General features: G+C 36.3%; 12 protein-coding genes. All 12 read right to left on the minus strand.

What is annotated here, in order from left to right; genetic code table 11:
* Positions 1-63 precede the first annotated feature (63 nt).
* The 12 genes from lpxC to murE all read right to left on the minus strand — a co-directional run bounded on the left by lpxC (position 64) and on the right by murE (position 14,483).
* A complete protein-coding gene (lpxC, locus tag A9G42_RS00125; RefSeq protein WP_065581892.1) occupies positions 64-978 on the minus strand; it encodes a UDP-3-O-acyl-N-acetylglucosamine deacetylase in 915 nt (304 codons plus the stop codon).
* Between the two features lie 63 nt (positions 979-1,041).
* A complete protein-coding gene (gene ftsZ / locus A9G42_RS00130; RefSeq protein ID WP_065581893.1) occupies positions 1,042-2,184 on the minus strand; it encodes a cell division protein FtsZ in 1,143 nt (380 codons plus the stop codon).
* A gap of 81 nt (positions 2,185-2,265) precedes the next feature.
* Positions 2,266-3,519, minus strand: coding sequence for a cell division protein FtsA (gene ftsA / locus A9G42_RS00135; RefSeq protein ID WP_065566547.1), 1,254 nt, complete (start codon positions 3,517-3,519; stop codon positions 2,266-2,268).
* Positions 3,520-3,540: 21 nt separating this feature from the next.
* Complete coding sequence (locus A9G42_RS00140; RefSeq protein ID WP_065581894.1) at positions 3,541-4,374, minus strand: FtsQ-type POTRA domain-containing protein; 834 nt, start codon at positions 4,372-4,374, stop codon at positions 3,541-3,543.
* A gap of 13 nt (positions 4,375-4,387) precedes the next feature.
* Positions 4,388-5,296 carry a D-alanine--D-alanine ligase gene (locus tag A9G42_RS00145; RefSeq protein WP_065581895.1) on the minus strand — a complete coding sequence of 303 codons (909 nt, stop codon included), beginning with the start codon at positions 5,294-5,296 and terminating at the stop codon, positions 4,388-4,390.
* Positions 5,297-5,298: 2 nt separating this feature from the next.
* Positions 5,299-6,747: a UDP-N-acetylmuramate--L-alanine ligase gene (gene murC / locus A9G42_RS00150; RefSeq protein WP_065652289.1), complete on the minus strand. Its 1,449-nt coding sequence runs from the start codon at positions 6,745-6,747 to the stop codon at positions 5,299-5,301.
* A 165-nt stretch (positions 6,748-6,912) separates the two neighbouring features.
* Complete coding sequence (gene murG / locus A9G42_RS00155) at positions 6,913-7,965, minus strand: undecaprenyldiphospho-muramoylpentapeptide beta-N-acetylglucosaminyltransferase (protein ID WP_065652290.1); 1,053 nt, start codon at positions 7,963-7,965, stop codon at positions 6,913-6,915.
* On the minus strand, positions 7,965-9,116 hold the full coding sequence (gene ftsW, locus A9G42_RS00160; protein ID WP_065581898.1) for a cell division protein FtsW: 1,152 nt from the start codon (positions 9,114-9,116) through the stop codon (positions 7,965-7,967). Before ftsW ends, murG begins: the two co-directional genes overlap by 1 nt.
* Entirely contained in the window at positions 9,113-10,447 is a 1,335-nt protein-coding gene (murD, locus tag A9G42_RS00165) for a UDP-N-acetylmuramoyl-L-alanine--D-glutamate ligase (RefSeq protein WP_065652291.1), read from the minus strand. Before murD ends, ftsW begins: the two co-directional genes overlap by 4 nt.
* A gap of 22 nt (positions 10,448-10,469) precedes the next feature.
* Positions 10,470-11,552: a phospho-N-acetylmuramoyl-pentapeptide-transferase gene (gene mraY, locus A9G42_RS00170; RefSeq protein ID WP_065588189.1), complete on the minus strand. Its 1,083-nt coding sequence runs from the start codon at positions 11,550-11,552 to the stop codon at positions 10,470-10,472.
* A 4-nt stretch (positions 11,553-11,556) separates the two neighbouring features.
* On the minus strand, positions 11,557-12,930 hold the full coding sequence (gene murF, locus A9G42_RS00175; protein WP_065652292.1) for a UDP-N-acetylmuramoyl-tripeptide--D-alanyl-D-alanine ligase: 1,374 nt from the start codon (positions 12,928-12,930) through the stop codon (positions 11,557-11,559).
* Positions 12,927-14,483, minus strand: a complete 1,557-nt coding sequence (murE, locus tag A9G42_RS00180; RefSeq protein ID WP_065652293.1) for a UDP-N-acetylmuramoyl-L-alanyl-D-glutamate--2,6-diaminopimelate ligase — start codon at positions 14,481-14,483, stop codon at positions 12,927-12,929. The genes murF and murE overlap by 4 nt, the downstream gene beginning before the upstream one ends.
* Positions 14,484-14,488: the final 5 nt, after the last annotated feature.

The raw sequence follows: 14,488 nt of genomic DNA on the forward strand, positions 1-14,488 counted from the left end.
ATATAAAATAAAAACGCTCCTATTTTTAATAGGAGCGTTTATGAAACATAACTATTTATGATTTTACGCTAAAACAAGCTGTTGAGTGCCTAACACAAGTGGCACCGTTTGCTCTTCTGTAAATGTTACATATTCCCAAGCATCTTGTTTCGCCAATAATGCTTGTAATAATTGATTATTCAATGCATGACCTGATTTATAACAAACTACTTCACCAATCATATTATGACCACTCATATATAAATCGCCAATAGTATCAAGCATTTTGTGACGAACAAATTCATCATCAAAACGTAAACCATCGTCATTGAGTACTTTGTAATCATCTACCACAATTGCACAGTCTAAGCTACCACCTAAGCATAAACCTTTAGATTGTAATGCTTCAATATCACGCATAAACCCAAAAGTTCTAGCTCGGCTGATTTGGCGAATAAAAGACTCAGATGAAAAATCCAGCTGATAACGTTGTGAACTGTTATCAATAGCAGGATGATGAAAATCAATGGTAAAATCTAATCTAAACCCATTATAAGGTCTTATTTCGGCCCATTTATCACCATTTTCAACTCGAATAGTTTCCTTTACACACAAAAACTTTTTCAAGGCATTTTGTTCAGCAATACCTGCATCAAGCAATAAATAAACAAAAGGGCTTGCACTACCGTCCATAATTGGAATTTCGGGAGCATTAACTTCAATAATGAGATTATCAATACCCAGCCCAGCTAAAGCAGCATTGATATGCTCAACTGTTGAAATGCGAACATTATCTTCGTTTACTAAACAGGTACAAAGCATGGTATCTCGCACTGATTTTGCATCCACTGGAAAATCAACATATGGATTCAAATCAGTACGACGATAAATGATACCTGTATTTTCAGGCGCAGGACGTAATGTCAAAGTAACTTTCTTACCAGTATGTAAACCAACACCAGTTGCTTGAATAGTCTTTTTTAATGTTCTTTGTTTCACTTTGCACCTACTTTGTTATGTGTTCCTATCGATTTTGACAATAAAAAATCAAATAAGTTCATTTTAATTCGCTTGCTTACGGATAAAAGCAGGAATATCTAAAATCTCACGATTATCAAGTGGAGAAGCTGTTGGTTCATTAGCAACCTTAGCTAATTTCTCTTCTTGTTGTCCTAATGTATTGCTGTGGCCAAACAAATCGTTGTGTGACACGGGTGGTTTAACTATTTTAGCTTCTGGTCGTTTATCCATACCAATACCCGTTGCAACTACTGTTACTCGAATCTCATCAGACATATCTGGATCAAACGTTGTACCAACAACGACTGTTGCATTGTCAGAAGCGAACGCTTTAACTGTGCTACCTACTGTTTCAAACTCTTCTAAACCAATATCTAACCCTGCAGTTACATTTACTAATACACCACGAGCACCCGATAAATCAATATCTTCAAGTAATGGACTAGAAATTGCCATTTCTGCTGCCTCTTCGGCTCGGTTATCGCCACTTGCTCTACCAGAGCCCATCATGGCATATCCCATTTCAGACATCACTGTTCTTACATCAGCAAAGTCAACATTGATAAGACCCGGTTTAGTGATAAGTTCAGCAATACCTTGTACTGCACCTTTTAAAACGCCATTAGCTGCCGCAAAAGCATCAAGCAATTTAACTCCACGACCTAATACTTTTAATAATTTGTCATTTGGAATGGTGATCAGTGAATCGACATGTTTTGCTAATTCAGAAATACCCTGTTCAGCAAAAGCCATACGTTTTTTACCTTCAAAGCTAAAAGGTTTAGTAACAACTGCAACCGTTAAAATACCTAATTCTTTTGCTATCTCTGCAACGACTGGAGCAGCCCCTGTTCCTGTGCCTCCGCCCATTCCTGCTGCGATAAAAACCATGTCAGCACCTTCAATTGCACTGCGGATGACCTCGCGATCTTCCTCAGCAGAATTTCTACCAACTTCTGGGTTAGCGCCAGCACCAAGCCCTTTAGTAACATTAGTCCCAATCTGGATAGTTTGACCTACCTTAATTCTTTTTAATGCTTGCGCATCTGTATTTGCCGCAAAAAACTCAACACCTTCAATATGCTCTGCAATCATGTGCTCGACAGCATTACCACCGCCACCACCGACACCAATAACTTTAATGACTGCTGCTGGCTCAGCATCTGCAACCATAGGCTCAAACATAACTTATCTCCAAATTTACGATCTGCGGACATTGTACAGATAATCGTCTACAATGTCCACGAAGTTCTTGAAATATACTAGCTAAAATTCTTTTTTAAACCATCCGGTCAATCGTTTAGCTATCCCTTTTAATGATGATTTATTGCTATCTTTAGCATCATCATTTAATAAATCTTGTTTTCCATAATGTAATAACCCTATAGTTGTTGAACAATAAGGTTTTTGAACATAATCGGTTAATCCTGATATGTTTAATGGCTGACCAATACGTACTTGGTTTTTAAATACTTTTTCAGCGCATTCTACCATTCCTTTTATTTGAGATGCGCCACCAGTTAAAACAATACCTGCTGCTAATTGATATTTAATATTTTGTTTCTTAAGTTCTTCTTGTAATACAAGTAACTCTTTTTGTACCAATGCAAGAAGTTCTGAATAGCGTGGTTCAATTACATCGGTAAGCGTCTGTCGTTGCAATGAACGAGACGGCCTTCCTCCTACACTTGGCACATCAATAACCTCATCTTTACCCACTAACGAACCTACAGCACACCCATAACGAATCTTAATGTTTTCTGCATCCATAGGTGGTGCACCAAACGCATATGCAATATCGCTGGTAACAACATTGCCGGCATAAGGGATTACAACAGAATGACGTAATGCACCGTCAGTATAGACTGTCACATCCATTGTACCGCCACCGATGTCTATTACGCAAACACCTAATTCTTTTTCATCATCAGTTAAAACTGCATAGCTGGAAGCTAATCCAGAAAAAATAAGCTGATCTACTTTTAATCCGCAACGTTCAACTGCTTTCACAATATTTCTAGCCATATCATTATGACAAGTAATTAAGTGAACTTTGGCTTTCATCCTTACTCCAGATAAACCAACGGGATTTTTAATACCTTCTTGTAAATCAATAGAATATTCTTGTGCAATGACGTGTAAAATACGGTGTTCATCTAAAATTCTGACTGATTTTGCTGTATGAACAACATTATCTACGTCCTCTGCTGTGACTTCTTCGTCGGCTATTGGCACCATTCCTATTTCATTTTGGCACCGGATATGTTTACCAGAAAGGCTTAAATATACTGAGGATATTTGGCAATCTGCCATTAGTTCAGCTTGATCAACCGCTCGCTGGATTGATTTCACTACAGACTCAAGATCGTTTACACCACCTTTATCAACACCTTTTGATGGGCAGTGCCCCACGCCAATGATATTGACAATACCATCAGGAAGAACTTCACCAACAAGAGCAAGCACTTTGGATGTGCCAACCTCTAATCCAACGACCAATTTTTTTTCTGTTGCTTTCATACTTCAGCCTTAATTTATTCCTTACAGCATTATTTTTTCTCTTTGTACTGAAATACCATTTTCGTAACGTAAATCAGCTACCGTTATTCTTTCATTTTCAGGCACTCTTGATTGAATTTCTGGAAATAATTTAATAAATTGTTGATATCGCTGTTCAATCTTTTCGCTACCTAACAATAATTTTATTTCTTGATTTTCAAGGCAAAAACCAGATATACATTGTTTTATCATTAATTGCCATGCATTACGTTCATCAGTTATAGCGACTTTAATATGTAATGCTAACTCATTATTAGCCAATTTTTTAGAAATATCTTCTAATTTCGAATAAATTTCTAACGCCGCTTTTGCTTTACCCTCAGGACCGTATAGCCTAGGTAACTGTAATTCGGCAATACGGTCAAGAGGTACACTAAATACATTGCCATTTTTATCAAGTAAAAATAGATCATTCCAATAAAGCACAGGTTTATATTCTTCTACATAAATAATTAGCCTATCAGGCCATTGTTTTCGCACACTGGTTTGTTTAACCCATGGAAATCGCATGATTTCTTGTTGAATATCATTAACATCTTGTCCTATATAGGTATTAGGCAACCCTAATCCTAAAATCGCATTTCGAAGATCGTCCTCAGTTGTATAGGTGTGTTCCCCACTTAACGTTAATTGTGATAATACCATTTGCTCGGGATCATCCATCCAATTCTTAAAGCTTTGAATCACCCAAATGCTAATAAAAATAATCATAATAAAGAACAAAAAACCTAAAAATTGTTCTGTATTACGAAAGATAAGCAACCGCCTTTTATTTTTTTCTTCTCTTCTATGCGCTGCTTGCCGAACTTGTTTCATAAAATAAGGCCAATTAGAGAATTGCCAAATTTAAGATTTTGGCTACAAGTTCGTTAAATGACCAACCATGTTGTTTTGCCGCCATAGGTACCAAGCTGTGATCTGTCATTCCTGGTGCAGTGTTTACCTCAAGTAGGAATGGTTTTTGATTAGCGTCAAACATGATATCAACTCTTCCCCAGCCCCTGCACCCAACTGCTTTATAAGCATCTAATGCTAATTTTTGGATTTCTTGCTCTTTGTCATTAGGTAAACCGCTTGGACAAAAATACTGGGTAGTGTCAGATAGATATTTGGCATCATAATCATAAAACTTGGTAGTAGGTTTTATGTGAATTGACGGTAAAACCTCTTCACCTACAATGGATACTGTAAATTCTGGACCAGCTAAAAATGACTCAACCATTACTGCACTATCATATTTAAAAGCGGCATCAATGGCTGATTTCAATTCAGATTCTTCATTAACACGAGCCATACCGACACTAGAACCCTCATGAATTGGTTTAACAAATAGCGGTAAACCAAGTTGTTTAACAATAGAGTCCGTATCAATTGATTGTGATTTTTCTACCATGATGTAATCAGCAACAGGTAAATTGAGCGATTTCCAAATCAATTTAGTTTTTAGCTTATCCATGGTTAATGCTGATGACAAAACATCACTGCCTGTATAAGGAATATTTTGATAAGTCAAAATTGCTTGAGCAATACCATCTTCACCTCCACGTCCATGAAGGATAACAAAAGCCTTTGTGTAACCCTCCGCTTTTAAATTAGTGATAGAGTGATATTTAGTATCAATAAGATGCGCATCAACACCATTTGCCAATAATCCTGCACATACAGCTTTACCTGACTTAAGCGATACTTCACGCTCAGAAGAGGTACCACCATATAATACAGCAACTTTATCAACCATTTTTATAAAGCCTCTTTTGAAGATAATTGAGTTTTAGCTAATTGGCGAGCAATACGACCAACACTACCTGCGCCTTGTGTAATTAATAAATCTCCACCTTGTAATACTTCTTGCATAATTTCAGGTAATAAAACTAAATCAGAGATATAAATTGGATCAACTTTACCTCGATTACGAATTGTTCGGCATAAAGAGCGGCTATCAGCCCCGGCAATGGGTTGCTCTCCAGCAGGATAGACATCTAACATCACAAGAGCATCAACTTGAGAAAGTACTTGCGCAAAATCATCAAATAAATCGCGAGTGCGCGTATATCGGTGTGGTTGAAATAACAACACAAGCCTTCGTTCAGGCCAACCATTTCTTGCCGCTTGGATTGTTGCATTAACCTCACTTGGATGATGCCCATAATCATCAACCATCATAATATCCCCACCATTGGCATGAGGAAAAACACCTAATAAATCAAAACGCCTACTGGTACCTGCAAATTTAGCTAATGCATTTATAATCGATTCATCATCAATGCCATCTTCAGTGGCAGCAATAATTGCAGCTACTGAGTTTAAGGCATTATGTTTACCTGGTGCATTTAACTCGATTTGTAAATCTGGCCGCTCTGGACGGCAAACAGTATAATAGCTTATGCCTTTTTCTTGGCGATAATCTTTAATAACGACATCAGCTTCTTCACCAAATCCATAAGTAATGACTTTTCGTCCTACAATCGGTAATAACTCACGATTAATCGGATCGTCATAACACATAATAGCTAAACCATAAAACGGCAGGTTTCGTAAAAACGAAACAAATGTTTGTTTAAGATTTTCAATACTGCCTTGGTAAGTATCCATATGGTCAGGTTCGATATTAGTTACAATAGATACCATTGGTTGCAAATGAAGAAATGAAGCATCACTTTCATCTGCCTCTGCAATAAAATAACGGCTACTACCTAGCTTGGCATGTACTCCTGCTGCCTTAACTAAACCACCATTAACAAAGGTTGGATCCAGTTTAGCTTCAGCATAAATAGTGGTAACCATTGCTGTTGTCGTGGTTTTACCATGCGTGCCAGCAATAGCGATGCCATATCGAAAACGCATCAATTCAGCTAACATTTCAGCGCGTTGAATGACTGGTATACGAGCTTCACGGGCAGCAACTACTTCAATGTTATCCTGCGAAATAGCCGAAGATATAACGACAACACTGGCGTTAATAACATTTTCAGCGGCATGACCAATAACGATCTTTGCTCCTAATATTTCTAGGTGTTGAGTCACAGCATTTTCAGCAATATCTGAACCGCTAATGTTGTATCCTTCATTAGCTAGAACCTCAGCAATTCCCCCCATGCCCGCGCCACCAATACCCACAAAGTGAATATGTTTTACTCGTTTCATTTCAGGAATAATTGCTCTTAACTCTGCTAATTCCCTTGTATTCACTATTGAACTCCTAATTATTTTTTCATTGCATAGTGCACAGCGTCATATCATCATTGAACATTTTTATATCTGTTATTTTTAGTTCAAACAATTTATTGACTCAAACATACGCCTAACTTGAAACTTTTTAACAGAATTATTACATAAATTCATATTATAATTTTATTATTTTATCACTGAATTAAGGGTTTGCGCCACTTTTTCAGTGGAATTTACAATAGATAAACTTTTAGCTTTAATCGCCATTTCAATTAGTTTGTCGCGATTCAGATTTAGTAATAGTTTTGATAAGGATTCAGCGCTAAAATCTGGTTGTTCTATGATGTTAGCTGCGCCTATATCTGCTAATGATTTTGCATTCCAAAATTGTTGGCGATCTTTATGCATAAACGGAACAAAAATAGCACCGATACCAACAATTTCAATTTCACTAACGGTTAATGCGCCACTCCGACAAATTACAAGATCTGCCCAATTATATGCCTCAGCAACATCAGAGATAAATTCAGTCACTTTGTTATTTTTCATATTACAATCTTGATAAGATTCAGTGACTGAATTTAACATTCCTTTACCAGTTTGGTGCCATATTACATATTTATCTGATAATTTTGTTATCGCTTGAGGCACTATATCATTAATAACTTTTGCGCCTTGGCTTCCCCCCATGACCAATATTCTAATTGGTCCATGGCGATCTTTGAATCTTTCTTCAGGTCTTGCAATAGTTAAAAGTTCACTACGCACAGGATTGCCAACAACTTCAGCATTAGGGAAAGCTGTTGGGAATGCTTGCAAAACTTTAGTTGCAATTTTAGCCAGCCACTTGTTGGTTAAACCCGCTATACCATTTTGTTCATGTAAAACAATAGGGATGCCAAGTGTTTTTGCTGCTATTCCTCCAGGACCTGAAACATATCCTCCCATTCCAAGAACTACATCGGGGCGATAGTTTTTTAAAATTTTCCGCGCCTGTAAAACAGCTTTTAAAATTTTATAAGGTGCTTTTAACAATGCGATAATACCTTTTCCGCGTAGCCCTGATATTTCGATAAAATCAATATCAATACCATTTTCAGGAACTAGGTGTGCTTCCATTCTATCGGCGGTGCCTAACCATCTTACTTGCCAGCCTTGCTTCATTAAATAATGCGCAACAGCAATACCGGGAAAAACATGCCCACCAGTTCCCCCTGCCATAACTAATAATTTTTTCATTATTTTATTAACCTTATTCTTGCTTGCGCTTGTTGTTGTCTAAATTCAAAATCTATCCTAAGTAATATTGCAACTGCAATACTCATCACAATAAGGCTTGAACCACCATAACTAATAAATGGTAATGTTAATCCTTTAGTTGGTAACATACCTGATGTAACACCAACATTAACAAATGTTTGGAATCCAAACCAGATACCTATTTCACAGGCTAAATAGCCTGAAAATAATGATCCATCATTAAGCGCACGATAACCAATTGCAAGTGCTTTAAATGTCAAAAAGAAAAGCAATGACAACAAAGCAACTACGCCTATATATCCATACTCTTCTGAAATGATTGAAAAAATAAAATCAGTATGGCATTCGGGTAAATAGCCTAATTTTAAGATAGAATTTCCCATACCTTGTCCAGTAATGCCGCCATTACCTATTGCCATTAATGAAGCAACTAATTGATAGCCTGAACCCGTTGCATCTTGCCAAGGGTCAAGAAAAGTTAATAACCGTGTTAAACGGTAAGACTCATATAAGATCAAACAAATCACTGTACCAACACCCGTTAGTAAAATAGCGATAAATTGCCACAATTGGGCTCCAGCAATAAATAAGATACCAATAGTCACCATAAATAAAACAATAACAGTACCTAGATCGGGTTGTTTAAGTAATAATACCGAGAGTATTGCCATAACAACCATGGGTTTAAAAAAGCCCCAAAAGCCACTTTGTACCTCGTCGGATTTACGTGATAAATAACCCGCTAAAAATAAAAATAGTGCTAATTTTGAAAGCTCGGCTGGTTGAAAATTGAATACACCTAAAGGTATCCAGCGAGACGCACCATTAATCGAAGAACCAATGCCTAGCACAACAATCAACATAATAATAGCAATAATTAGTAATATTGACCCAAACTGTTGCCAACGTTGCATTGGAATATATAATGTAATAAACATTAAAAATAACGATAATCCTAACTGAATAAGCTCTCGTTGTGTATAAAAGAACGGATTACTTTCATTAAATGACATTGAAGACGATGTCACCATGATCAAACCAAATATCATTAAACCAAGCACAGTCCAAAGTAATTGATTATCAAATGGTATATGTGGATTCACTTGTTTTTTTAGCCCAAAAAATGTCATTTTTCATTTCCTTGAGCATATTGTGCAGCAAGTTGTGCAAATCGCTTTCCGCGTTCAATATAATTTTTAAACTGATCTAAACTTGCACAAGCAGGGGAAAGTAAAACCACATCGTTGGGTTCCACTTTTTGAGCAATAATTTTTACAGATTCCGCCATGGTTTCGGTGATTGTTGTTATATTGGCAGCTAGTTTACCTAGTAAATAGCGATCTCGCCCAAAGCAGAAAACCTCCAGGTTTCTATTTTGTAAATAAGGAATAAGTGGCGAAAAATCAGCTGATTTTCCATCGCCACCTAGTAATAAAAATAATTTTCCTTTGCAAACAATACTGTTTAAAGCAGCTGCAGTGCTACCTACATTAGTTGCTTTAGAGTCATTAATCCATTTCACTCCATTTTTTTCCAGCACTAACTCAAAACGGTGAGGTAATCCATGGAATGATGCGATTGTTGCTATGCTTGATTTTCGTGGAATCTTTAATTTATCGGCTATTGCTAAAGCTGCCAGCGCATTAAGATAATTATGGCACCCAGTTAATTTCATGGTTTTTGTTGCTAATACGTCCTGCTCTTGTGCTATAAGATGCTCACAGTGTTGATCTAAATGATAATCGCCTTTAGTCACACCAAATGAAACACAATTACTTTGTTTATTTGTTGGAGTAGTTAGCTCATCATCATAATTAATCACACAATATTTAGCGTTATGGTAAATACGTTGCTTCGCCTCGACATATTGCATTAGACCAAAAGGATAGCGATCCATATGGTCTTGTGAAATATTTAAAATTGTTGCAACGGTAGCTTGTAAACTATAAGTTGTTTCTAGTTGAAAACTTGATAGTTCAAGAACATATACAGCGTAATCTTGGTTCAATAACGATAATGCAGGTTGTCCAATATTTCCCCCAAAAGCAACTTTAGTGCCTGTTGATGCAATGATTTCACCAACTAATGTTGTTACAGTTGTTTTACCATTTGCTCCAGTGATTGCCACGATCTGTTTATTATTTTGTTGATTTATTTCGCGACAAAATAGCTCTATATCCCCAATAATTTCAATTCCTTTTTTAGCTGCTAGTTGTAGTTCAGGTGTAGCTAAAGCAACGCCTGGGCTTGCAATTATTAAATCAGCATCTAGCAACCAATCAATATTTAATTCACCTAAATGATAAACAACGCGTTTGTCTAGTTGCTCTAAGCCTGATGGGGATAAACGAGTATCGATAACTTTAGGTATAACATTTTGAGCAAGAAAATAGTTAATACATGAAAGACCTGTGATACCTAAACCAACAATAACGACTTTTTTGCCTTGATAGCTAACCATAATTCAATCCTAGTATTGTTTATTAACGTAACTTCAAAGTTAATAAACCTATTACAACTAACATTAATGAAATTATCCAAAAACGTACAATAACACGCGGTTCTGGCCAACCTTTTAATTCATAGTGATGATGAATGGGTGCCATACGGAAAACTCTTTTACCACGTAATTTAAACGATCCAACTTGCAAAATAACAGAGAGCGTTTCGATAACAAAGATCCCTCCCATAATGAGTAATAAAAATTCTTGTCGTAATAACACAGCAATAATACCAAACACCCCGCCTAAAGCTAGAGAGCCAACGTCGCCCATAAAAACCATTGCAGGATATGTGTTAAACCATAAAAAACCAAGTCCCGCGCCAATAATTGCCATGCAGACAATCATCAATTCACCACTAAATTTAATATAAGGGATATTTAAATAGGCGGCAAAATTGACATTGCCAGTAGCCCAAGCGACAAGGGTAAAACCAGCTGCAACAAAAACAGTTGGCATAATGGCGAGTCCATCAAGTCCATCCGTTAAATTAACGGCATTACCTGCACCGACAATAACAACATAAGTTAACAAGATAAACCATAAACCCAATTGAGGCATCACCTCTTTAAAAAATGGCACAACAAGTACTGTTGCTGCGCTATCTTTTCCATAAACGTAAAGACCAAAAGCGACAATTAACGCAATGACTGATTGCCAAAAGTATTTCCATCTAGCAATAAGACCAGCACTATTTTTACGAATGACTTTTAAATAATCATCAGTAAAACCAATAATGCCATAGCCCATTAACACAAATAAGGTAATCCATATATAAGGATTACGAAGATCTGCCCATAACAACACCGATAATAAAATGGAGGCTAAAATAAGCGTTCCCCCCATAGTTGGCGTTCCTTTTTTACTTAAATGGGATTCAGGTCCATCATTACGAATCACCTGTCCTATCTGTAGTTTTTGCAACCAATCAATAACTTTTTGTCCCATAAATAATGAAATAGCTAGCGAGGTTAATAGACCTAAAATGGCTCTTACTGTTAAATAAGAGATAACATTAAAAAAGGTAAAATGTTTAACTAAATATTCTGATATCCACACAAACATAATTTTAATCCTGATTCATTTTCAGCTGTTCAATTTGAATTTTTTCAATAATTTCTTCCATTTTGGCACTACGCGATCCCTTAACCAGCATAGTTAAAGTTGGATATTGACGTAATAACATTAATAGATAATTTACTGCATCTTGTTTATTATTAAAATGGTGACCTACACCACTATATTGGCTAATAAATTGACTTAATTTGCCAACACTTACGACACAATCAAGTTTTTCATCATGAGCAAGTTCACCTATTTGCCGATGATATTTTTCTGCTTCGCATCCTAATTCCCCCATATCACCAACCACTAAAATTCGATACCCAGGCTGCTTTGCCAAAACTTTAACTGCCGCAGACATTGAACCAACATTGGCATTATAAGTATCATCCCAAATTAATTGGGTTTGATTTAGCTTGATTGGAAATAACCGGCCTTTTACTGGTTTTAAGGTGGCTAAACCTTGCTGAATCTGGTTGAACGTTGCGCCAACAGAGATCGCCAAAGCGGAGGCTGCAATCGCATTTGAAATATTATGTTGCCCAATTAGTGGTAACTTAATTTCACATTCGCTTTTAGGAGTATGTAACATAAAAGTAGTGTTTTGAGCATATGTAATATTGCTGGCATAAAAATCAGCTGATGGGTTAGCCAATGAGAAAGTCCAAATTGTTTTATTTATCAGTTGAGTAAACCATTTATCCGAATAACTATCTAAATTAATAATAGCGATGCCATCTTTGGGCAAGCCTTGAAAGATTTCACCCTTAGCTTTTGCTACACCTTCAAGCGAGCCAAATCCCTCAATATGAGCTTCAGCAATATTATTAATTAAAGCACTTTGTGGCTTAACAATATTTGTAGTATAAGCAATTTCGCCAATATGGTTAGCACCTAATTCTATTACAGCAAAATTGTCTTGGGGAGTTAATCGAAATAAGGTAAGTGGAACACCAATATCATTATTAAAATTCCCTTGAGTATAAAGTGTTTGGCCACAATTGCCTAAAATTGCAGCTGTCATCTCTTTAACAGAAGTTTTGCCAGAAGAACCTGTTAATGCGACAATTTTTGCTTGACTTTGTTGGCGAATAAATGAAGCAATTTTACCTAACGCTTGGCGTGTATCATCAACGACAATTTGCGGTATTAGACAATCGAGTTTACGATTGACAACCACAGCAATAGCACCATTTTGAATGGCTTGTTGGGCAAATTCATGCCCATCAAAACTATCACCTACTAAGGCGATAAACAATGATTTTTCAGTTAGTTTTCGTGAATCAGTGCAAATAGTATCAATCATAATACTTTCGTTTTGGATATGATAAAATTTACCATCCACAATTTTTTTTAATTGTTCGATTTTTAATGGGATCATGATTGACTTTCAACTCCTAAAAGTCTTTTGACTGTTTCTTGATCTGAGTAATGATATTTAGTTTTATCCACAATTTGATAATCTTCATGCCCTTTTCCAGCAATCAATATCACATCATTAATATTTGCTTGAGCAAGCGTTTGGGTTATCGCTTGTACTCTGTCAGTAACAACTTGTACATTTTTTTTACTTACTAAGCCTTGCTCAATGTCATGAATAATTTTCATCTCGTTTTCTGTTCGTGGATTGTCATTTGTCAGAACAATCTTATCGGCAAATTGTTCTGCTATTTTAGCCATTAAAGGCCTTTTACCCGTATCCCTATCTCCACCACAGCCAAAAATCACCCATAAAGAACCTTTACAATGTATTCGGCTTGCTTGTAAGGCTTTTTGTAATGCGTCTGGAGTATGCGCATAGTCAACAATAACCGTTGGACTATTTTTTACGTGTAACACCTCCATTCGCCCACAAATGGGGTTCAAAAAAGCGGCCATATTAACTACAGCAAAAAATGGAAAATTCAATGTTAAAAGTGTAGCTATCGCTAATAACAAATTAGAAACGTTAAACTCACCTAGTAGCCGACTATTAATAATGGCGTTCCCCCAACTTGACTCCATATAAATTTTGGCGCCTTTGTCGTGATAATCAATCATAGAAACGCCAACATAAGGTATATTTAATGCTTTCAATTGCCGTAATGATTTCGGTTGGCATGAGACAGCTGTCACTTGCGTAAGCTTTTCAATCCATCTTTTTCCATATTTATCATCATAATTAATAATTGATTTACCAGCGGTTAAAACTTGTTTTTCTTTTTCATCAGGACTAAATAGCGACCATTTTGCTTTGGCGTACTTCCCCATGGTTTTATGGTAATCGAGATGATCGCGACTTAGGTTGGTAAATACGGTGGCAGCACAATTTAGTCCTTTAACACGATCCATTGCAAGCCCATGAGAAGAAATCTCCATGGCTACAATTTTCACCTGTTTTTTTACAAAATTAGCTAATAATGTTTGTATATCTATTGCAGATGCCGTCGTATTGATAGATGGTTCAAGTTGATTATAAATGCCATTACCAATAGTCCCCATTATTGCTGTTTTCTCATTCAATAATGTTGTACATTGAGCAATAAGCTGGCTAACGGTTGTTTTTCCATTCGTTCCTGTCACACCAATAACGGATAATTTTTTTGAAGGGGTATGATAAAAATCATTAGCAATTAATGATAAACGTTGTGAAAGTTGAAAAACACTTATTTGTGGAATGACAGATTTATTGTTTTGCTTAAGATAATCAATTTTTAAGTCATTTGATTTTCTTTTTGTTTCGATCAAGACAACAGCAGCACCAGCAGCAATAGCTTGTGGAATAAATGTTCGACCGTCAACGGCATGCCCTTTGATAGCAACAAATACATCATTTTTTTTCACTTTACGACTATCAATACACAAATGATTAAGTGAAAAATTGTCTAATTTTAGATTTCGACTTCCACCTCCACCTAATAGCTCAAATAATGTATAAAAAGAACTTGTAGTCATTATTT

Origin of the sequence: Gilliamella sp. Nev6-6, assembly GCF_001690605.1 — a bacterium.
GTDB lineage: Bacteria > Pseudomonadota > Gammaproteobacteria > Enterobacterales > Orbaceae > Gilliamella > Gilliamella apicola_C.

What these genes read in the sequence shown, in the direction of transcription:
- murD (WP_065652291.1), bottom strand. Translation starts at nt 10,447, where the DNA reads ATGGTTAGCTATCAAGGCAAAAAAGTCGTTATTGTTGGTTTAGGTATC.
- ftsA (WP_065566547.1), bottom strand. Translation starts at nt 3,519, where the DNA reads ATGAAAGCAACAGAAAAAAAATTGGTCGTTGGATTAGAGGTTGGCACA.
- ftsW (WP_065581898.1), bottom strand. Translation starts at nt 9,116, where the DNA reads ATGACATTTTTTGGGCTAAAAAAACAAGTGAATCCACATATACCATTT.
- mraY (WP_065588189.1), bottom strand. Translation starts at nt 11,552, where the DNA reads ATGTTTGTGTGGATATCAGAATATTTAGTTAAACATTTTACCTTTTTT.
- ftsZ (WP_065581893.1), bottom strand. Translation starts at nt 2,184, where the DNA reads ATGTTTGAGCCTATGGTTGCAGATGCTGAGCCAGCAGCAGTCATTAAA.
- murE (WP_065652293.1), bottom strand. Translation starts at nt 14,483, where the DNA reads ATGACTACAAGTTCTTTTTATACATTATTTGAGCTATTAGGTGGAGGT.
- murF (WP_065652292.1), bottom strand. Translation starts at nt 12,930, where the DNA reads ATGATCCCATTAAAAATCGAACAATTAAAAAAAATTGTGGATGGTAAA.
- murG (WP_065652290.1), bottom strand. Translation starts at nt 7,965, where the DNA reads ATGAAAAAATTATTAGTTATGGCAGGGGGAACTGGTGGGCATGTTTTT.
- A9G42_RS00140 (WP_065581894.1), bottom strand. Translation starts at nt 4,374, where the DNA reads ATGAAACAAGTTCGGCAAGCAGCGCATAGAAGAGAAGAAAAAAATAAA.
- A9G42_RS00145 (WP_065581895.1), bottom strand. Translation starts at nt 5,296, where the DNA reads ATGGTTGATAAAGTTGCTGTATTATATGGTGGTACCTCTTCTGAGCGT.